14 protein-coding genes are annotated in these 21,528 nt (G+C 41.1%); 3 read left to right on the top strand and 11 right to left on the bottom strand.

The window, feature by feature from the left end; all coding sequences use genetic code 11:
- The first annotated feature begins 7 nt into the window (after positions 1-7).
- Positions 8-2,029 carry a beta-galactosidase trimerization domain-containing protein gene (locus tag HMPREF1532_RS11790; RefSeq protein WP_005929595.1) on the top strand — a complete coding sequence of 674 codons (2,022 nt, stop codon included), beginning with the start codon at positions 8-10 and terminating at the stop codon, positions 2,027-2,029.
- Positions 2,030-2,044: 15 nt separating this feature from the next.
- A complete protein-coding gene (locus tag HMPREF1532_RS11785) occupies positions 2,045-3,685 on the top strand; it encodes a sulfatase family protein (RefSeq protein ID WP_005929592.1) in 1,641 nt (546 codons plus the stop codon).
- Positions 3,686-3,852: 167 nt separating this feature from the next.
- Here HMPREF1532_RS11785 and HMPREF1532_RS11780 read toward each other — a convergent pair whose 3' ends face one another.
- Together HMPREF1532_RS11780 and HMPREF1532_RS11775 are read right to left on the bottom strand one after the other, a co-directional pair.
- On the bottom strand, positions 3,853-4,272 hold the full coding sequence (locus tag HMPREF1532_RS11780; protein WP_005929589.1) for a pyridoxamine 5'-phosphate oxidase family protein: 420 nt from the start codon (positions 4,270-4,272) through the stop codon (positions 3,853-3,855).
- A gap of 4 nt (positions 4,273-4,276) precedes the next feature.
- Entirely contained in the window at positions 4,277-4,921 is a 645-nt protein-coding gene (locus HMPREF1532_RS11775; RefSeq protein WP_244266428.1) for a hypothetical protein, read from the bottom strand.
- A gap of 208 nt (positions 4,922-5,129) precedes the next feature.
- On the opposite strand from HMPREF1532_RS11775, the gene HMPREF1532_RS11770 reads away from it, so the two are divergent.
- The gene (locus HMPREF1532_RS11770; protein ID WP_005929583.1) at positions 5,130-5,339 is read left to right on the top strand and encodes a hypothetical protein; all 210 of its coding nucleotides are present in this window, start codon (positions 5,130-5,132) and stop codon (positions 5,337-5,339) included.
- Positions 5,340-5,699: 360 nt separating this feature from the next.
- On the opposite strand, the gene HMPREF1532_RS11765 is transcribed toward HMPREF1532_RS11770, so the two are convergent.
- From HMPREF1532_RS11765 to HMPREF1532_RS11725, 9 genes are all read right to left on the bottom strand, one after another.
- Positions 5,700-6,584 carry a carbohydrate kinase family protein gene (locus HMPREF1532_RS11765; protein ID WP_005929581.1) on the bottom strand — a complete coding sequence of 295 codons (885 nt, stop codon included), beginning with the start codon at positions 6,582-6,584 and terminating at the stop codon, positions 5,700-5,702.
- A 45-nt stretch (positions 6,585-6,629) separates the two neighbouring features.
- Positions 6,630-7,799: an MFS transporter gene (locus HMPREF1532_RS11760; RefSeq protein ID WP_005929578.1), complete on the bottom strand. Its 1,170-nt coding sequence runs from the start codon at positions 7,797-7,799 to the stop codon at positions 6,630-6,632.
- A 160-nt stretch (positions 7,800-7,959) separates the two neighbouring features.
- A complete protein-coding gene (locus HMPREF1532_RS11755; protein WP_005929575.1) occupies positions 7,960-9,774 on the bottom strand; it encodes a glycoside hydrolase family 32 protein in 1,815 nt (604 codons plus the stop codon).
- A gap of 207 nt (positions 9,775-9,981) precedes the next feature.
- Positions 9,982-12,069, bottom strand: a complete 2,088-nt coding sequence (locus tag HMPREF1532_RS11750; RefSeq protein ID WP_005929572.1) for a glycoside hydrolase family 172 protein — start codon at positions 12,067-12,069, stop codon at positions 9,982-9,984.
- Positions 12,070-12,149: 80 nt separating this feature from the next.
- Positions 12,150-13,400 (bottom strand): T9SS type A sorting domain-containing protein, encoded by a 1,251-nt coding sequence (locus tag HMPREF1532_RS11745; protein ID WP_005929569.1) that lies wholly within the window; start codon positions 13,398-13,400, stop codon positions 12,150-12,152.
- Between the two features lie 32 nt (positions 13,401-13,432).
- On the bottom strand, positions 13,433-14,974 hold the full coding sequence (locus HMPREF1532_RS11740; protein ID WP_005929566.1) for a glycoside hydrolase family 32 protein: 1,542 nt from the start codon (positions 14,972-14,974) through the stop codon (positions 13,433-13,435).
- Between the two features lie 96 nt (positions 14,975-15,070).
- Positions 15,071-16,465 (bottom strand): DUF4960 domain-containing protein, encoded by a 1,395-nt coding sequence (locus HMPREF1532_RS11735; RefSeq protein WP_005929563.1) that lies wholly within the window; start codon positions 16,463-16,465, stop codon positions 15,071-15,073.
- A 17-nt stretch (positions 16,466-16,482) separates the two neighbouring features.
- Positions 16,483-18,189 carry a RagB/SusD family nutrient uptake outer membrane protein gene (locus HMPREF1532_RS11730; protein WP_025819129.1) on the bottom strand — a complete coding sequence of 569 codons (1,707 nt, stop codon included), beginning with the start codon at positions 18,187-18,189 and terminating at the stop codon, positions 16,483-16,485.
- A 36-nt stretch (positions 18,190-18,225) separates the two neighbouring features.
- On the bottom strand, positions 18,226-21,354 hold the full coding sequence (locus HMPREF1532_RS11725; RefSeq protein ID WP_005929559.1) for a SusC/RagA family TonB-linked outer membrane protein: 3,129 nt from the start codon (positions 21,352-21,354) through the stop codon (positions 18,226-18,228).
- Positions 21,355-21,528: the final 174 nt, after the last annotated feature.

Here is a 21,528-nt window from a genome sequence, read left to right as displayed (position 1 = left end):
TCAAGGTATGCAAAAGAAAGCGTTTTTAATTCTATTTTTGATGTTATTCCCCTATATCAACTCTTATGGGGAAAGAATAAGCAAACAAAGTACTCCTTTTGTCGGAGCGCAGATTTTTATCGAACCCGGACAAACTCAGGAACAAATAGAACAATGGTTCAAATTGCTCGCGGAAAGCAATATGACCACTTGTCGGATCCGTATGTTCGGAAAGTATATGAAAACCCCAAGTGGTACATACGATTTTACACTGTTTGATAGGGCTTTTAAGTTAGCGGACAAATATCATATAAAGGTATATGCTACCTTATTTCCTGATACAGAGTTTACTGATGTGGGAGGATTCAAATTTCCACATTCACGCGAGCACCAAAAAGAAGTGGAAGATTATATAAAAAACGTAGTATCCCATTTCTCCCAATATAAAAATTTGGCTGCATGGGTTTTAATCAATGAGCCAGGTACACCCAATTTACCTTTTAACGAACCGTTTACTAAAGAACGTTTCTCGGACTGGAAAAAAGAACACAATTTTTCAGAATACAACGAAAAAGGATATCCTGTATTAAATTTTGAAAAAGAAAACTTCATTATCGATTATCACAATTGGTATCTGAATTGGTTAGCGAACCAAGTACGACTTTATGACAAACAACATGATTTGCATGTTAATCCGCATAATGTGTTCAAGTTATCCGGGCTATATGATTTTCCTACATGGCGTACTTTCTTAAATAGTTTAGGAGGGTCGGCACATGCAAGCTGGCATTTTGGATATTTCCCCCGTAAAGCATATACTGTAGCGATGTCGGCAAACGCAGAGTTAATTCGCTCCGGTGCCGGAGAATTACCTTGGCTGATGACCGAACTTCAAGGAGGAAACAATTTGTATAGCGGAGCTAATCCACTCTGTCCTACTGCGGAAGAAATAATACAATGGCTTTGGATAAATTTTGCAACAGAAGCCAAAGGTGGTATATTTTGGAGTTTCAATGCTCGAAGTACTGCTGCGGAAGCGGGAGAATGGGCGATGATAAATTTCAAAAATAAATCATCGGACAGACTTATTGCCGCAGCAACGATAGGAAAATTTATCACAGAAAACGTAAAAATGATGTCGAACATCAAAACTTTGAACAGTGGAATTTCAATTCTATACAATCACGAATCAATGTGGGTTGAAGCGGCCCAAACAAGAGGAAAACTAAATGGAAACGGCAGGAGTATTGGAGCTGTCATGTGTTCTCCTCTATCATATTTTGAAGCGTTGTCAGAAACTGGCCTCCAAGCCAATTTCAAAGAGATCAAAGAGTTTGATTTCTCTTTGAATGATTATACCGACCAAGTCATCATTCTGTCTCACCAAATAGCATTGGACAATAAGGTCATTAAACAACTGGAATCATTTGTTGAGAAAGGAGGAACATTAATAGCGGATGGATTAACGGGATATTATGATTATCAAGCACATAGTACAGTGGTCAGTGGATTTGCTTTAGAAAATCTTTTCGGATCTTATCCTATCGAATACAAAATAAAAGAAAACTTATTTAGTCTGGATTTTGAGAAAGATAATTATAAACTGCCTGCACATTTGTGGAAAGGAACAATAGAAACCTCAAAAGCTACGCCTATAATGGACAAGGAGGGAGAATGCATCGCTTGTATCAATCAATATGGAAAAGGCAAGGTCTTTTGGATTCCTTCACCTATAGCATTAGGAGCACGTGAATCCAAGGACTTCTCCGAATTATCAAAACTCACCGTAAGTTTACTCCCCAATAAAATACTTAATGACAATCCTCACTTCGACAAGCATTATAAAGATGTCATGATGAAAAGTTTTAAGAGCAACGGAACGATGTATTCTCTTATTATTAACAAATCCGCATCTGTACAAACCGTCGATATAGTCGGAGGAAAAGGAAAAGCATTCATCTTGTTTGCGAATAAAAATGCCCATTCCACAGCGAATAAGCTTACGATATCACCTGAAGAGACTGTAATAATCAAATGGAAAAATAATTAATTAAAACGATAACTCATGACAAAAAAAACGTTGCTTTTAAATGCGACTATCCTACTCCCTCAACTGGTCGTAGCTCAGTCTTCCGAACTTAATGAAGCGTATAAAAAGTACTATGGCGAATACGAAAATTGTAAAATATCGAAAGATTCTCCAAACATACTTCTTATTACCAGTGATCAGCATCACTGGATGGCAATGGGATATAATGATCCTAAATGTAAAACTCCTAATCTGGACAGATTGGCAAGTAAAGGAGTCATTTTCGATAAAGCCTACACTTGCAATCCGGTAAGCACTCCTTCACGGGCTTCAATTATCACAGGGCGTTATCCAAGTCAACACGGTGCTTACGCTCTTGGTACAAAACTGCCTGAAACGGAATTATGTATAGGCGATTGCTTATCCGAATGCGGATATGAAACAGCGCTTATCGGAAAAGCCCATTTTCAACCTCTCGGAGGAACTGCCGAATATCCGTCTGCCGAAGCGTATCCGATTCTACAAGATTTCGACTTTTGGAAAGAATTTTATGGTCCATTCTATGGATTCGACCATGTAGAATTGGCCAGAAACCATGCTGATGAACCTCATGTAGGGCAACATTATGCCATATGGTTACAAAATCAGGTAGGAGAAAAATGGAGAGATTGGTATCGTACTCCTACGGGAAATGCCCCGAAAGGACAATACGGAGCGTGGAAAATGCCAGAAAAATATCATACCGACGCTTGGATTGCAGAACGTTGCATTGCCCTTCTTGACCAATACAAAAAGGGGGATAAACCCTTCATGCTTTGGGCCAGTTTCTTTGATCCCCATAACCCATATTTGATTCCTGAACCCTGGGCATCTATGTATAAACCAGAAGATATGGATATTCCAGAAACTGTAAATGACGACATCTCTGACATGCCACTCCATTATAGGGTGACTCGGGAAGAGAATCCGGACAAATCTATTTGGGCAGAAGGCAACCCGTCTTATCCGGTACATGGCATTGCACAGCATCGATGGACAAAAGAAAAACTCCAGCAAAACAAAGCGATTTATTATGGAATGGTTTCCATGATGGATCACTATATAGGAAAAATACTGGACCATCTGGAAGAAAACGGACAAATAGACAATACTTTAATCATATTCACCACAGATCATGGGGCATTTATCGGACATCACGGTTTGGTAGGTAAAGGAGTATTCGATTACGAAGATGCAGTCAAAATTCCATTTATAGCTTCCTATAAAGGTAAAATGCCACAAGGTGTACGAAGCCAGGCACTTATCTCATTAGTGGATATTGCACCTACTATCTTAGGAATGGCAGGTAAAAAAATTCCCAGATGTATGACAGGCATAGATCAAACAGATGTATTTATGGGAAATAAAAAAGAGATTCGGGATCATGTAATTGTGGAAAACCGTTTCCAAATGACGAAATTTTATGTTTGTACTTATATAGACAAGCATTATAAGCTGGCTTTCGATATGAATAGTAACGAAGGAGAATTGTTTGATCTGAAAAATGATCCAAACGAATTAATAAACCTTTGGAATGACGAAAAATACAAGGACATAAAAACAGAATTATTGCTTAAAGCATTACAATCGAGAATGAAAGCAGAACCTGTGTTAATGCCACGTGTAGCAGGAGCATAATTTTCTTCTCTCTCCAAACATATTAGTACAACTGTGTCAATAGAAGATATGAATAATATACTTTGTTGGCACAGTTTCTCTAATTTATGAAAGAACTAAACCGTACTCAAACAATTTACCTATAAGTTCTATTCATCCACCAATTAAAAACAGCATAAACCGCCAGACTACTCAACAGCAAAGTTTTCTGATTTAAAACTGCTGTAGTACCTCCCACTGGTTGCCGTAAACCTTAAAACGTAATAATCCGGATCAGTGACTCCTTCTTTGTAATACATCGTATCGCCCTCTTCCCATATCAACTCTTTAGGCTCATTATCCGTTAATACTTCCATCGTACCTTTCAACATCACCCCTCGAAAAAAACGACGGTCGCAAAAATAAAGGCAGGAACGATTGTCCTTTAAAAATTGACTGACTCGCATGGAAGATGTGTTAGCCGTAAAATAAAGGGTGCGTATCCCCTCACGTTTTCGGGGTGTCAACATTGCTTTCATATTTGGATAACCATCCACATCGATGGAACCAATAAAAGCTATTTTCTGATGATCAATCAGCTTACCAATCGTTTTTTCTACCTCTTTCATCTTTTTATTCTTTTAATTTATAGATAACACAAAAGTAGGAAGAGGAAAGAGAAATCATACAATAAGAATCAAAGAAAGGAATGTAGCACTTAGGACTGATTTTCATTTCTTGTTGAACGACTTCATTCAAATAATTAGGGGTTATACACAATCTATCCGCATAATATTTCGTATCATGGTGGGTTCTGAAATTCTCATCCACCAATTTCATAAAACGATCTATATGCCTGTGACGTGAATTCTCCTCAATCCCTGCATTACTTTTCAAATATTCCCGATTCAAAAACATCAGCATTTCATAGAGTAGAGCACGTAAAATATGTTCATCTCTTGATTGTTCATTATTAATTTCGACAATAATATTACGAACCAAGCTATCAATCCGGGTATAGATATCAATAATATCCATTTTAGCAGATGCCCTGTTTCGATTAAAGTAAGAGAGATTTTGCATGAAGGAAGGATCATTAAAGAATGAAATCAAAAACTCTTCCTCAAAAATAAGTGCATAGCCTTGTGGAAGATGACTTTTGTCCCATGCCCGAACCTCTCCCGGTATTGAAAAAAACAACATCTCCTTGACAAAGAGCGTACTGTTTACCACCAATGGAAATAAATCCGGAATCACCGGTGATAATAGTAATATCAAATGCTAAAGTAGTGTATTATAAGAAGTCGAATTGGTACTTTTTATTTTTTAGCTGGCAAATATTGGTGTATAGGCGCAATAATACAATGAATCGCAAAAGAAATTTATCTTTGCGTGCTTTCTGTGAATGATTATGAAAAAGAACAGATACCGGGAACTTTTTCATCATCAGTGTGTATATCATACAAACCATTAAAACAAAAATGTTATGGATGATATGATTAACAGAAATGCCCCGATTGCCGAAGAGAACATCGACCCGAACGGGCGACCGGCAATAGACAAATTCGAAGAATGGAGTGAAGAGGTTTCCGAACGTACAGATACCGGATACAAAGATCAAAAAGTAAAATCCAAAAAAGAACGGGAGAAACGTATCAAGGAAATTGATGAAGTAATTAAGGAGGATCTGGACTAAAAAAGAAGATAGTATATGTTCCTAATTAAAAAGGGAAAAAGATATACATTATTGGCTTATTTTTCATAATAAGAGAATTCTCTTTTCTATAAACTTTCTACTACTGTAAAAGATTATAAACGAACAGGATTTTTCTCGTAGAGACTTGCCCCGTTCCTCGTAGAGAAACAGAACCTTCCTCTACGAGGAACGACCCGAAACTCTACGAGAAAAAAGCAAGTTTACCAACCTATTGAAAACCAACCTTTTACAAACAACCTAATTTGTATTACTTTTTCCTTACCAAAACCAACCTTTCTTCCTTTCATTCGTCAGATTCGAACATTCTCAAATCACGACACAATTCATTTATATCTTATCCTATAATTTATCTTTTAAAACCTGTGGAAGTTCCGGCATGGCACCACTCTGAGTACAAACATATGCAGAAACTTCTACCGCCAGTTTATGAGCTTCGGGCACACTTTTCCCTTTTAATAAAGCTGCGGTAAAGGTCGCGGTAAAAGAGTCACCTGCACCTACTGTATCTGCTACCGGTACTTTAGGGGTTTCCTGGAAAGAAACGACTCCCGGAGTAAAAACATAACTACCGTTTGTTCCACAGGTGAGAATCAACATTTTCAGATTATACTTAGCCAGCAAAATCCAACATTTGTCTTGAAGATCAATGCCGGGATAACCAAACAATCGGCTGATAGCCACCAATTCTTCATCATTAATTTTCAATACATTGCAACGCTGACAGGAATCACGGATAATGTCTTTGGTAAAGAATCCCTGCCGAAGATTGATATCGAATATTTTCAATTGTCCTTCACCATCGGGCATGGTATCGAGAAAGCGATTGATCGAAGTGCGGCTCACTTCATTGCGCTGGGCCAACGAACCGAAGCATACAGCACGAGTACTTAATGCCAGCCGTTTCAAATCATCTGTAAATGGAATGTTATCCCAAGCTACCCCTTCCTTAATATCATAGCAGGGAATACCGTTGTCATCCAATGTCACCTGCACAGTTCCGGTAGGATAATTCACTGTCTGCAACTGATGTTTCAACTGCTTTTCCTTAAATACTTTCAGAATCTCATCACCCAAATCATCATTACCGACAGCACTCACTACACGGCTGTCGAAACCGAATTGTGATACATGGTAAGCGAAATTCGCCGGAGCCCCCCCTATTTTCTTTCCTTCGGGCAACACATCCCAAAGTGCCTCACCCATTCCTACTATTATGTTATTCATACCTGTTTTATTTACGATTTAACAATTTACGATTTACGATTGAAATTACTTTTTGATGCGGAGGGTATAGTATAAAAGATACACAACACCGACTGTCATCACCGCTACCGCACCGCTTTGTCCCATCACTGCATCGGAAGCAAGCCCCATTGCCAATGGGAAAATAGTTCCACCAAAAAGTCCCATAATCATCAATCCGGAAACTTCATTCTTCTTATTAGGCATGTAAAGTAATACCTGAGAGAAAATAATGGAGAATACATTCGAGTTACCGAAACCGATAAGAGCAATGCAAACATAAATCATGGTCTGATCATGGAAAACAAACAGCCCCACCATCGCCGCCAACATACAAAATACGCTGATGGCAAAGAACGTTTTAGGAGACATCTTGCGCAGAATAAACGAACCGAGTAAACAACCGATAGTACGAAAGATAAAATACAGACTGGTAGCAAAACCGGCATCGGCCAACGTCATACCTAAACGCTCGATAAGTATTTTTGGAGCGGTAGTATTCGTACCGACATCAATACCAACATGACACATGATACCGATAAAGGAAAGCAGAATGAACGGTTTCCCTAATAAAGCAAGACACTGAGTGAACGTAGACGGCTTTCCCTCCTCCATCTCTTCGGAGATCTTCGTACCATTCAGCAACAGAATGGAAACAATGGAAATAATCAGATAAATGGGGAACAATACACGCCACCCCAGACCGAACGACGGAATCACTTGTGTAGCACCCCACATGGCAATATAAGGGGCAAGAAAAGAGGCGATAGCCTTTATAAACTGCCCGAAAGTAAGGCTGCTTGCCAATTTCTCACCACTGACAATCGTTGAAAGCAGTGGATTCAGAGAAGTCTGCATCAAGGCATTTCCAATGCCCAACAGAGAAAATGAAACAAGCATCAACAGATAGCTGTCTCCAAAAATCGGAAGAAGCAGAGAAGCAAAAGTGATCACCAAACTAAGTAACACGGTTTTCTTACGACCGATACGGTTCATCAACATGCCCGTCGGCACAGAGAAAATAAGGAACCAAAAGAACACCAATGAAGGGAAGATATTTGCCTGAGAATCCGTCAGGTTCAAATCGGCCTTTACATAGTTAGAAGCAATCCCTACAAGATCAACAAATCCCATGACAAAGAAACAAAGCATCACCGGGACGAGTTTCGATAACGAAGCATTTTTACTATTTTCCATGATATGTTTTTTTAAGCAGTAAGAAATTCAGTGATTCAGTAGTTCAGTAGTCAAGTAGGTAAGTAGTTAAGTAGTTAAGTAGAAATGTCTTGCTTACATTTACGTAGTATCTGCTACTTACTACTTACCTACTTAACTACTTACCTACTTGACTACTAAACTACTTGACTACTAAATTAAATACAGTGAATGAAGTTACATTATAACTACCGCCTTTGGCATAGAAACTGACACGGTTGTAAGGTTCTGACGGAAACACGAGATTCGTCATTGCGAAACGCCCATCGTTGCCAAAAGCTTCAATACTCGATTTGTCGACGAACAAACGAAGTTTGATTTCGTCCCCCCCCTCTATGGGAGCCGATGTCACAGCCGGAAATTCTTTACTGAACGACACATCCCCACTCTTGGTGCGATCCATGAAGAATTTCTTTTCCACGAGATTATAATACATTTCCACTTCTTCGCCTTTGGAATTGAAAAGCTGGAAACCGATGACCTCTGCATTTTTATTTTTAATGGTCATCTCTATTTCGTATGTGCCTGTGTTGTCGGCAATCAGTTTATCCAGATTATAGGTACGGTCTACCTTGAAAGTACGTTTCTTTGTACCTTTATCACGCAATTTCAGTAATTCCCGGGAAGGAGTGCATTTTACGTAAGTTTCTCCCTCATGGGTATAAAGCGAAAGATCTCGCGGCACAGAATTGCCACTCCGATATTGCCGAGTCGGTACATTATTGGCATACTCCCAATTACTCATCCAAGCCAGAGCAATGTGCCGGCCTTCGGGAGCATTGCTCCAAGTCACTGCGGCGTAATGATCCTTTCCCCAATCCATCCATTTCGTTTTTGAGGGAGATTCATTTACGAATTTCTTTCCATCGAACGTCCCGACAAAGTATTGCGTAGCAGAACCTCCGAACGGGCCGCCCGGATTAAGGTTACAAATAAGCACCCATTTTTTCAACTCAGTACCTTCAATAGGCAACTCTATCAGATCGGGGCATTCCCATACACCTCCATGAGCTCCTTGCCCTTCACCGAATTTACTCTCCAGTGTCCAGTCTTTCAAATCAGAAGAAGAATAAATCTGCATTTCCTGCCCCACGGCAAGAATCATAATCCACTTTTTCGTATCTTCATGCCAGATCACCTTCGGATCGCGGAAATCACGCTGAGTAGATGTCAGAATAGGATTACGGGCATATTTCTTGAATGTTTTTCCATTATCCAGACTGTATGCCATGCTTTGCACCTGACGGTCGCTTGCCGAAGTATAGAAAGCAACGATAGCCCCTGCGCCAAAACCGGCCGTGTTATCTTTATCCACCACACATGAACCGCTGAAAATAGTGCCTAATGCATCCGGAGAAATGGCATCTCCCTGATGTTTCCAATTGACAAGATCCGTACTGGTAGCATGCCCCCAGTGCATATTTCCCCACATGGAGCCATAAGGATTATGCTGATAGAACAGGTGGTAAACACCGTCCTTATATACCATTCCATTGGGATCGTTCATCCAACCGTAAGCCGGAGTGAAGTGATAAACCGGACGAAATGCTTCGCGATTGGAAGTATCGAATTCATCCGAAAGCTTCATCTCTTTCCAGCAGATAGCCGAATCCGGGATAAGCTGAAAGTTGAAAGAAAGATGTTTGTTCTCAAATCCGGTAAGATCAACAGGTACGAAATAGTCTACTTTATTGATAGCAAGACGTACATTCATATTGCGCACCACGTCATTATCGGCTATCATATACAACTTCGCTTCGGGCGAAACCTCTTCTACCGGAAGAAGTAAATATTTTTTTTGTTCATCAATCTGGACGATACTCTGTCCGTCGCCTAAATGTTTAATCACGAAAGGAGGATTTATAGCCGGACAAGTACAAATAGAAGCAGTGGTTCCTATTATAAACAAGGAAAGCATTCTTCCGATTTTCCGCCAAGAGTCTTTTAAGTGAAACATGTTGTTTTGGTATTAAGATTTTAAATTCTACTGCTGCAAAGATAGACGCCATAGCGTAGAGTACCTATCACATTTATTGCAAACTATGTTATATTTGTTACATCGGTATCCGTCCAACATAAGACGGATACCGGATATATACAATATTTGATTCATCCAATTATAATAATGATACATGGCAATATCATCGTTATGGTATTGCCCCGTTTATTTTACGGCATTCAAAATCAGGCAATCCAATCCGAAAATACCACCCGTACCATGAGCTTTTTCGTTTTTACCGACCAATTCTATTTTTAAACGTATCTTTCCATTTTCCGGAACATAACGTCCGAGACGGATCGGGCCGGAATTGGCAACATCGAATTCAGGAGCGCTGCAACCATCGAATACAACCGGAGACTTCCGGTCATTCACATAAAAGCCGATGATGCCATAATCGGGTGCTTTGGTGCCATGAATAATGATATCGTATGGCTGATTCTCCGTTACATCAAACACATACTCAATGAAACTCCCGACTTTTCCATGTGTACAAATCAACTGCTTGCTACCGCTCCATTTCCCATCGGAAAAAGTAAGCATGCCTTGCCCGTCGGTAAACAGTTCTCCGGATTTTGCCACAGGAGTCAGTTTCTCAAACTCAATGGCGTTTTCTGCTATTTTATAAGCAGCAGGATCGGCCGGTTGAGATAACAAAGGTTGCGTCACCACCTCTACCGGTGTGCACCCTTCTGCCTTTGCATTTAAATCACCGTACCAATATACAGTGGTTGCATAATCCACTTCGCCGGATATCCAGCTCAACATCTCGATATCGAAACGGAGGTTCTTGTTAAAAGGTATCTGATCCAAATTCCGCGTCCGGAAGAATGTATTATATCCGATAGACGTTTCAGCATCCGCCCGTGTTGCTCCGCCAAAAGGAGTATAGAAAGGAATCACAGGCGCCCAGGAACAGTTGTAATAATCTTCCGTACCCGTCCCGAAATGGGAAGGGAAGTTTTTATCATCATCTACCCATATCTTTTCATCTCCCTCGCCATACCAGGCTAAGGTGTGGTTGAATAACGACAAGACATCTCCTTTATAGACTCCGCGTCCGTTCAGGGTTGCAAAATTCCAGTCTATGCATGCCGCGTCATTATCCGGATCGGCTTCTACATGAATGCCCTTTTCCTGTTTCCAGGAAGTGTGGAAATAAAGGCTGCGCTCATCCCATTGCCAACTGTCCACGCGTATTTCAACTGCTGCCTTTACGGCAATGGAGGAAAGATTTACCAATGTGAAAACTGCATTTTTCTGATAAGGCATTACCCAACGGCTGACCACTTGTCCCTTACCATCGGCAGATACATACCAACTATCCGACTTACGCGCTCCCATACCGGCTCCTGAGAAATCGCTCAAAGGAACCAAAACAGTCTCTACACCGTCAAAGTCCATTTTAATAATCTGTTCGCGCATGGCTTGTTCATAATGGGCGGAATCTACCTGGATATTCACCGATAGAAGACGGACAGCATTTGTACCTTCCGGCAGTACGACCGACAGTGAATCTTTTGAAGCCAGTTCCTGTGATTCGGTCAACAATGTTCCCTTTTCATAAGAGGGATAATGCTGCAACAAAGAGTCCACATACAATATCTTGTCTCTATTCTTTTCTACTACCTCAACAGAGAACGTTTCAACCTTGGTTCCTACCGGATAGCGACGATAGTTTATTCCATAATATTTGGGGGACGGTTCGATTGAATCCGGCAGTTCAAAGGTGACTTTACATCCGTCGCTGTACGGGATCGGTAAAAACAGGGTATTTCCTCCCTTTCCATCCGGAGTATAGTTGGGGTGTTCTTGGGCAAATTCTCTACCGATCGGCAATCCTGTGCGAAGCAAGTCATATGCCGGGATTTCCCATTGGGCATCTTTAGCATGATTAAAGTAAAAACGCATTACACCCCGTTTATCCATTGTTGTCAGCCAAAACCGGGTAATAACGCCGGGACCGTCCTGATCGAACAGAACATTTTCTTTTCTCCCGTTCACGGTATCCACACGGATGATTCCAAAACCGTCATTATTGGCAAACCAACCGGCAGAATCGGGATGAATCGACCGACGGTCATAACTACTTTCCTGACGGCAAGAGAACGGCAGAGCCGGAAAACGGGCCGCTTCTTCATAATCAACCATCTCCTCCAGCAATGAACTGAATGTGACATCCAGCTTCTCTTGTCGGCAAGACGCCAATGCCATCACACCAAACAGCAATAATAAATAACGTGTATAATTCATGTCGGTATTCCTTAAAGTTCCGGACAGGGAAGTAAAGAACCCGGTTTTCATACGGGTCCTTCGCTTTCCGTGTATCCTGATTATTTATTCATTAATTTTGTCACTGTCGCATTTCCATCCTGATCGATCTGGCGCACAACATAAATACCTTGTTCCAAATTATCGGCAGATACTTCTTCTCCCATGCCGAATGTTTTGACAAGCATCCCTCTGACATCATAGATCTCGGTCTTTACAATCTCGTTCGGGTCTTTTGAAAGAAGAGGAATAGACACTGCGTCATTGGATAAATAGAGTTCGTCTACATAAACATCCATCGGTTCGGTAAAAGTATCGTCTTCTTTGGTATCCACAACATGTGCCTGTAAAATAATGATCTGCAACGGAGCACCTTCCAACAGATTGTCCGGGAATGTGAAATAGAGTTTTTGCCATTTTCCCACCTCTGTATATTCGGCAGTCAAAATCTGCTTTTTCTCTTCACCCGGAGATTGCAGTTCCAGGCTTACCGGTCCTGCCACACTCTTTTTCACCATCATCGTCAGACATTTGAAGCTGTTCAAATCTGTCACTTTCAGATTGCGATTGATGGCACCGGAGAATACTTCATCTCCTTTTTCTCTTTTGATCCACAGGCATTTGTCAGTCGCGTTAATGCCTGTCTTATCCGGATTGTCCACAATTCCCGCCTTTCTGCTGAATTCATCTCCCGGGAAAGGAATCCATCCGCCGGCTATTTTATCTTCGCCGTTAAAACCGAATTCCGGCATTGCCTTATGCAAGGTGATTTCATCGGCATACATGATGCAATCTTCGAAATCATCATTATTGTTCTCATCTTCACGATGGATCTCAACCAATATTTTAGTAAGACCGGTTGCACCGAGACCGGAAACATTGATAATTGGAAATGTCAGTTTCTGCCAAGAATCATCGGTTGCCGTATACTCTGCGTAAATCATACTGCTTCCTCCCGACGGACTCTGCAATTCAAGGCATACTTTGCCCGGATAAGGCTTCTTCACCAGCATCGAAATCGAATTATACTCTGCTATATTAGGTACATTGAAACTTTCGGATAAAGCACCTTCCCAAGGCCAGCCTATTTCATCGGAACCTCCCGTTTCTTTGGGACGGTTCATCGAGATACACTTAGCCGTAGAGTTCACAGCGTCCGGACTCGGATTATCAACCTCCTGTACATTGGTAGGACCGGCAAAATTATTCCATACAATGTCCGGAGTCACATCACCATAAATCACTAAATCATCCTGAGCCAACAGTGTAGTAGTGGCTGCAAATGCAGAAATGAGTAAAAATGTCTTTTTCATGTTACTAATGTTTTTAATTATTAAATAAAGGATTATTCATATACTTTTATATCGGAGAAAGAGATCTCCGTTCCTTTGTCTGTAAAGATTGCCCACGGATTTTTCGGCATTTTATCGATACGGTTGGAAAATGCAATCTTGTCGTTCACATACATTACACAAACAGACTTTTCGGCTACAATTTTCACCTTAAACAGCTTGTCGGCAGGAACAGTCAGTGCAACATTGGTTTGTGTCGGAGTAGTGCCACGTGTCAAGTCATCTTTTGACATTACCAACTGCTTGTTTTTCAAATCAAAGCGAATGGAATAAACTTCCGTTTTATCATCACATGCTCCAAAAGCAAAACCGAAAGCATCGTCATTACCTGTCGCTTTGACGGTTGCCTCTATTTTGCACGTCTTGTCTAAACGCGGGAATGAAACCGAAGCTACATCCGAAAGTACATAGGAATCCTCTTTCTTCACTGCCTTACCCGATTTATCGATAAGTACTGTCTTCTTCAATGTCGTGAATTTCTTGTCAATGCCGTCGGGCAGTTTAAGATCAATCGTTCCATCAGCATTGAACAGCATACGGTGGCAAACCAGAGAACCGCCCCACTGGTCTTCATCGCCATCACCGATACGTGTAGGACACCATCCGGCCAGATAACGTTCTGTACCGTTCGACATCGTCTTGCCGGCATAAAAGGCAATGCCATCGAAAATATCGTTGGCAGGTTTCGTCCACGGTCCTTTCAGCGACTTGGCATAACGGTAGTGTACTTTACGGTCAGCAACATCCGAGTACGTCAAATACCAATACTCGCCTTCCTTAAAGACATCGGCACACTCCATCACCCAAATATTGGGATCTGTGTAAAGTGGTTCCTGCAACGTCCACGCTTTGGCATTCTGCAACTCCTTTGAAGTAAATAAGGCCAGTGTTGCCCCGGCATCGGTATGGGTTGTCACTACCATTTTATACAATCCGTCTTCCTCATCATAAAAGACATGCGGGTCACGACAGTCGTTTTCCACATAACCGCTTTGCCCGCGAAGAGACAGATAGAAGTTATGTTCCCCTTTCTTTGTCCATGTTTTCATGTCTTTGGAAGTTGTCAGCAAGATAGCCTGTGTAGGCACTCCCATCTCTTGCCATTTCCACTGATGCCCGGTATAAAAAGCGCAATATTCTCCGGTAGTACGATCTTTGATAACCCCACCAGTGCCTAAAGCCACATCCTGCTCATCTTCTTTTCCGCAGGGTATCGTTTCGCCACCAAAGGTAAAAGAGGAAAGATCCGTTGAATAAACCATGTGCCACGGATGCAGAAAAGGATATCCCGAACGCCAGTCCTGCAAATAGAAAATATAGAATTTACCGTTATCATAATAAGGTATCGGGTCACCTACCCAGCCGTTTGCCGGTTTATACCAAGTCGTATAAGCTCCTTTTTCATTGGCCGACTGACAATCGGTAGTCTTATCCACCACCTCTTCTCCACCTCCGTCCGTAGACGGTTCACTGTCACTACAAGCCCACAGGTTAAGAGTGATGAACATAAACAAAACATAGATATATCTTTTCATAATTATGATTTTAAATTACTGAATCGTTCGTTTCTGGTTTGTTCAAAGGGATACATCGTCTTTTGCAGGCGATGTATCCGCCCTGAATTTTGTTATTTATTTTGTGAGATAGTCGAAAACATTCTGCGTAATCTTCTCTATATTCGAATAATAAGGATTTGCCGATACGTCTTCTTTTTCATAATACCAGTCATAAGACGGCATTCCGATGCAGACAGCAGTTCCCTTTTCTCCCTCGACACCGTCAAAGACTGAAACAGCCACTTTCTCATTACAATCATTATCCCAGTTGAAAGAAGCTAACGGAGTACCTCCTGTTTTTGCCGACCAGTCAGACCAGTCCTGCGTATAAGGAGCAACCAGATCCCATGGACATCCGATGTTCCTACGCCATGATATTTCCTTACCGATAAGCCAGACAACGGGCCATGTCTGAGTTGTTTTGTCAACCGTTACCCCTTTATAGATAGGATGGTCTTCGCATCCGGTAATGGCGATCCCCCAAAGTTCACCGGGAGCATTCACTTGTTCCGCATCACCGAAACTGCCGAAAGGATTATTCGGTATATAAGTGGAAGGCGTGATACCCAAGCTTCCTGTGTAAAGGCAAGCGGTTCCCGACAGGAATACATTACCACCACCGGTATAATAATTCTTAAGGGCATTCGTCACATTCTTGTTGGCAGCAATGGCAGGTAACGTGTTGGTCTGTTCATAATGGAACCATACCGCAGTAAACTGATTCAGCGAAGTCGAACCATCCTTCAATGATTCCAATGAAACATATTTACTGTTCGGAATATTTTCCATCATCCATTCCGCAGCCGTCTTTTCATCAGCGTTAGTTAATCCTTCGATTGTTTCGGCCGTACCTAAGAACGCATAAGCATGATCGCTTTGTATGACCGATACTTCATAAGTAAAGGTTTCATTCATATAGGTAAGCGTATAAACCACAGGATTGGTAAAGTCCTGCATTTTCGAACTTTCCGGAGATATAGTTGCCCCTTCGGTATATTCGATGGTGGGGATCAACTTAGTAATATCGATAGTAGTAGGAACCGTCACACTAATCGTATGATTGACATCATCGATCGTTCCAAGATATCTGCCATTAAGCATAAACCTTGTAATCCGGGCATTCAATACCTCTACTGAAACCTTGTAAATGTTATACAGATTGCCATTTACCACTTTATATTCCACATTGCCGGAAAAATTCTGTTGTTCTCCACTGGCAGGAGTAACCGTAGCCTGGTCTGCTATTTCGATAACAGGTGTCAGTGAAGTCACCTCCGATTTAGGCGGAAGCATCACTTTAACCGTCATGTTTTCATTATCGATTGTTCCCTGTGTACCGTTTATTGTAAATTCATGGATAGTCACATCCTGTGAAAGATCCAGAGACTCACGATTGTCGTCGTCACAAGCTGTCAAGAGTAGACAACATGCAGACAACATTATTGCCATTAAACTAAAATACTTTTTCATAAGTTGCCTGTTTAAGATTATTTCCATCCGTAATTTTGTTTATATACATCCTTACTGTAACCTATTTGCTGTTGAGGTATGGGCGCATATTCATTTTTGTTCTTTGTAAATACAGCCTCTTTCAGATAAGAGCGTCTTGCTTTCTCCGATTGGAAATATTTATTCATGGTCTCACTGCAAATTCCCCAACGAACCAAATCAAAGAAGCGCATGTTTTCCATTGCAAATTCCAAACGGCGTTCCCATCTCAAAGCATAACGTGCAAACTCCTGATTCCAGACACAATTGCTGCCATCCTGATAAAGCGCGACTTCCATAACCGGTTTCAAGTCCGGATCACTATAATTAACCATTCCATTGGCACTATCCTGCGCACGTTGGCGAATCTGATTTATCAACGGTAACGCTTCCGATTCCCGGTTCAATTCAATCAACGCTTCGGCTCTCATCAACAATACATCCGCAAAACGAATCAGAATCTTATTCATAGAATTGGCATAGTAGGGCGAAAGATTGACAAAACAGTCACAAGAAGGATCTACATTCTCTTTCAAAGATGCAAAATTGCCATATACCTCCGGATTACGATTCCAGGAATTCTGGAAAAGAAGATCCTCATTATATTTATAAGGGAAGCCATCCATTGCTACTGTACTGAACAAACGGGGATCTGCTGCCTTACTCTTTGAATAATTGGCAATATCATAGTTTTCCGAATATACGCCATTCGTCATTTTAAACATCGGAAGTCCCTTACTGGTCTTAAACGCATTTACCAGGTTCTGGCTCGGTTTATGAAAATCGCAACATCCCAATCCTTGTGGTACAGAAAGGAAATCAGCGAAATTCAGATTACCGAACATCGTTCCGTCATCTTTCGAAAATTGAATGGCGAAAATACTCTCTTTCCCATTCTCAAATTCCGGCATGAAATTGTAGGCAAAGTCCGTTTCCAAGCCATAACTCGACTTCAAAACCTCTCCTGTATATTTCACTACTTCTTCCAGATCACCGGCATCGATGGAAGTCACTTCATATTTCTCATTCTGACGATAAGCCTTATACAGATTCGCCTTAGCCAGATAAGCCGCTGCCGCATATTTGTTCGCTCTTCCCAAATCAGCCTGCTTTTCGGGCAAATTATCGAATGCAAACTTAAAATCTTCAATGATCTTATCCCACATTTCCACATCAGTCAAAGCTACATTGGATATATACTGATATTGGTGCTCGGGAACGGTTTCATCTACAAAGGGAATATTCTTGAAAAGAATTTTCAACAAGAAATAGAAATGTCCTCTCAAAAAGCGCATTTCTGCCTGTCGGGTCACCTTATTCGGGAACTCTTTCTCAGATACAAGGTTCAACGCATTAAGAGCTGTATTCACACGGGAAATACCGCAATACTGCGCAAACCAATATCCGTCCGGCTCGTTAAAAGTGGTTACGATATGCGTACCCGTTTCATAACAGTGCTCCGTGTAACCGTCGTTTGTCCCGCCACCGCCTTTATAAGCATCATCGGAACGAACATCTCCCCAAGCCCATAATTTCACATCACGCTGATTCATCAATGAAGCGTAAGCGGCATTACAAAATCTTTCAGCATCATTTGCCTGATCAGGATCCAAGCCGTTTTGAGTGGCTACGTCCAGAAAATCGGAACAAGCAGAAAACATCAATGCCGTCCCAATGCAACCCAATATATATTTTATCTTTTTCATTTTTCCGTTAGTTTGTTTTCGCATTATACTTAGAACTTAAAAACCAATATTTATTCCGACCGTGAATGTTGTCGGTATCGGATATCCGAATCCGGCATTCTCCGGGTCTACTCCTGAGAAATTCTTACTTTTAATAGTAAACAGATTCTGACCACTGACATAGATACGGCACTTTTCAATATATGCCTTCTCACTGATTTTACGCGGCAAAGTATATCCCAATTGTAAATTACGCAGTTTCAAGAAAGAACCGTTCTCTACAAAATAAGTAGACATACGTCCTTCATCGTTCGCATTTAATGCCGTAATAGCAGGAATATTCGAATCAGGATTAGTGGGACTCCAAGCATCCAACAGACGTGTGCCTTTATTGGAACGGACATCATTGATACTCCAAAAGTCTGTTTCACTCTTCACTGCATAGGTATTCACATCGATACCGTTTACTCCATAAAAGAATGCACTCAAATCAAAATTCTTGTAACTCAATTCAATATTCAAACCATACATGAAATCCGGATGAGGTGAGCCGATCCAAGTACGGTCATCTTCATCTATCTTCCCGTCCTCGTTCAAGTCACGATAGCGGATACGTCCCAGACCTTCTCCACCGTTCTGTGTAGCATGTTTCGCTATATCTTCTTCCGTACGGAACAGGCCATCAGCAATATATCCATAAAACGAATTGATAGGACGCCCTAAAATATTATCTCCTTTACCATTTCCTCCATAAGAATTTTCCACATCTGCCGGCAGTTCAGTCACCTTATTGCGATATCCGGAAATATTACCGGAAATATCATAAGAGAGTCCGAAAGGCGTCTGATCACGATAACCCAAACTCACTTCAAAACCTTTATTCTCCATGGAGGCTCCATTGTACCAGCAATAACCGCCTTCGCCGATTATTCCCAAATAAGGAGGTTGCACCAAAATATCTTTTGTTTTCTTGATGTAATATTCAGCAGTACCATATAACTTCTGATTGAAGAAGCCGAAATCCAAACCGATATTGGTCTGAGTCGTTGTCTCCCATTTCAAGTCCGGATTACCCTGTTGGGTTTTCTTATAACCGGAAGGAAGGGAAGTCCCGCCTTTACCGGTCAAATCATAAGAAGTACCGTTCAATGATGTCCAGGTAGGATCTCCCGTACCATAGTCAGTTACATAAAGCGTATGCACAGCCGTATTGGAAGTTTCCTGATTACCGGTTTGTCCCCATCCGAAACGCAATTTTAAATCAGACAACCAATCTCTTGTCTTCTCCATAAAGGCTTCCTCGCTGATTCGGTATCCCAAAGAAAATGCCGGGAAAGTACCAAACCGATTGTTCTTTCCAAAACGGGATGAACCGTCATAGCGAAGCGTTACAGAAGCAAGATAACGATTGTCATAAACATAGTTGGCTTTACCGAAGTAAGAAAGCAACGCATAAGCTGTTGCACCGCCGGTCACTTTAGATGTTCCGATTCCCATATCAGGCCACATCTGCTCCGGAGTCTCTACCAAAAAACCGTCTTTATATGCCGAGAAGTTAATCGTCTCTTCTTTGTACATTTCCATACCAGCCAACACATCGAAACTGTGAACACCGATTTGTTTGGCGTAAGTCGCAGTATTACTCCAAGTCCATTTGGTAGTATAGGTTCCTCCTAAAGTGACGGAACTCAAATCATTATTCAGCATACCGGTCGTATAACTATGAACCATATTGCGTTTATAATAATTCGTATAATCAAGACCAAAGCTACTCCGGAGATTCAATCCCTTGACAGGCTGTAAATTAATATAAGCATTACCGAACAAGCGCCAATAGGCATACTTATTATCTTTATTATCATACAATAAACGTGCAGGATTATGGCGGTCATTCATACCGGTTGTAGGACCTCCCCAACCCGTTCCGTCCACTGTGTGTACAGGAATCAAAGGCAAAGCTTTCAAAGCCATATCCAGAATATTATCGTCCGGAATCTGAACTTCCGATGTCCGGTTTACCGAGAAATTCTCACCTATAGTCAAAACATCTTTAATGATATGATAAGATGAATTCATACGGGCAGAAAAACGGTCGAAAGAAGTATATTTCAACGTACCATCGTTGCTTAGATAACCCAAAGAAAAGAAATAGTCTCCCCTTTCGCTGCCATTACTCACCGAGAGATTATAAGATTGCAGTAAGCCTTTTTGAGATACTGCATCAAACCAATCCGTATCAGAGGTAAGCATCGTCCTGTCCGTATCGAGATACTTTGGTAAATACATATCATACAAAGTAGCATTTCCATTATCGTCATACCCCCAATTATAAGTATATCCGATATTATTTTTATTGGGGTCTTCCGAATTGTTCACCGTAGCCTGCCACAATGCCTGACCATACTCTTTCGCATTCATGACCTCCAACTTATTATTATAAAAAGTCTGAGTCACATAGGCATCAAAATTAAGTTTGATCTTGCCTTCTTTTCCTTTTTTCGTTGTGATAATAATAACCCCGTTAGCAGCACGGGAACCATAAATACTTGCAGCAGAAGCATCTTTCAACACTTGGATATTCTCAATATCGTTAGAGTTCAATTCGTGCATGCCGCCACGGGTAGGTACCCCATCGATCACAAACAAAGGATCATTATTATTTAACGTACCGATACCTCTGATGCGTACCGTTGCAGAACCACTGGGATTACCATTGGCGGTAACTTCCATACCCGGAACACGTCCCTGCAAACTTTTAATAGGATTATTTTCTGCCGATTTCATCATATCATCCACAGAAACCACTGTTACGGAACCTGTCAGATCCGACTTTTTCTGAGTCGAATAGCCTGTCACCACCACCTGATCCAACTGATAATGATCGGATTGTAATGTAACATCCACCTTATCACCTGCGCTAACACGTTTTTCCTGTGTTATCATTCCCACCATCGAGAAAACCAATGTAGAATTCGGATTTTTCAGATGAATAGAATAATTTCCATCAATATCAGTGATCGTACCATTCGTCGTACCTTTTTCAAGTACATTAACACCCGGTAAAGCTTCTTTATCATCAAATAATACCACTTTTCCCGTTACAACCTGTGCAATGGCAAGAACCGGAGAAAGTAATAAAAGGAAGATTACCATACTTCGCTTCGTTCTAAAGATAAGTTTCTTCATGTTTTTTTAATAGATTTAAAAATTACACCAACGTAATAAATTATTCTTACTAATATTAAAAAATAAAGTAATAAGCTTATACCCAAACGAAATACCACTTCAAGTATTATAATTAAGAAAGAACTTTTAAGCAGTATCCGAAAATAGTACAAACATATTTTCTCTACAAACAGA

It is taken from the genome of Bacteroides salyersiae WAL 10018 = DSM 18765 = JCM 12988 (assembly GCF_000381365.1).
Taxonomy (GTDB): Bacteria; Bacteroidota; Bacteroidia; order Bacteroidales; family Bacteroidaceae; genus Bacteroides; species Bacteroides salyersiae.
This window is presented reverse-complemented; position numbering and strand designations above follow the sequence as displayed.

Coding starts and splice junctions, on each gene's coding strand:
- HMPREF1532_RS11735 (WP_005929563.1), bottom strand. CDS start 16,465: ATGAAAAAGTATTTTAGTTTAATGGCAATAATGTTGTCTGCATGTTGT.
- HMPREF1532_RS11755 (WP_005929575.1), bottom strand. CDS start 9,774: ATGTTTCACTTAAAAGACTCTTGGCGGAAAATCGGAAGAATGCTTTCC.
- HMPREF1532_RS11780 (WP_005929589.1), bottom strand. CDS start 4,272: ATGAAAGAGGTAGAAAAAACGATTGGTAAGCTGATTGATCATCAGAAA.
- HMPREF1532_RS11745 (WP_005929569.1), bottom strand. CDS start 13,400: ATGAAAAAGACATTTTTACTCATTTCTGCATTTGCAGCCACTACTACA.
- HMPREF1532_RS11730 (WP_025819129.1), bottom strand. CDS start 18,189: ATGAAAAAGATAAAATATATATTGGGTTGCATTGGGACGGCATTGATG.
- HMPREF1532_RS11765 (WP_005929581.1), bottom strand. CDS start 6,584: ATGAATAACATAATAGTAGGAATGGGTGAGGCACTTTGGGATGTGTTG.
- HMPREF1532_RS11785 (WP_005929592.1), top strand. CDS start 2,045: ATGACAAAAAAAACGTTGCTTTTAAATGCGACTATCCTACTCCCTCAA.
- HMPREF1532_RS11750 (WP_005929572.1), bottom strand. CDS start 12,069: ATGAATTATACACGTTATTTATTATTGCTGTTTGGTGTGATGGCATTG.
- HMPREF1532_RS11790 (WP_005929595.1), top strand. CDS start 8: ATGCAAAAGAAAGCGTTTTTAATTCTATTTTTGATGTTATTCCCCTAT.
- HMPREF1532_RS11725 (WP_005929559.1), bottom strand. CDS start 21,354: ATGAAGAAACTTATCTTTAGAACGAAGCGAAGTATGGTAATCTTCCTT.
- HMPREF1532_RS11740 (WP_005929566.1), bottom strand. CDS start 14,974: ATGAAAAGATATATCTATGTTTTGTTTATGTTCATCACTCTTAACCTG.
- HMPREF1532_RS11760 (WP_005929578.1), bottom strand. CDS start 7,799: ATGGAAAATAGTAAAAATGCTTCGTTATCGAAACTCGTCCCGGTGATG.
- HMPREF1532_RS11770 (WP_005929583.1), top strand. CDS start 5,130: ATGGATGATATGATTAACAGAAATGCCCCGATTGCCGAAGAGAACATC.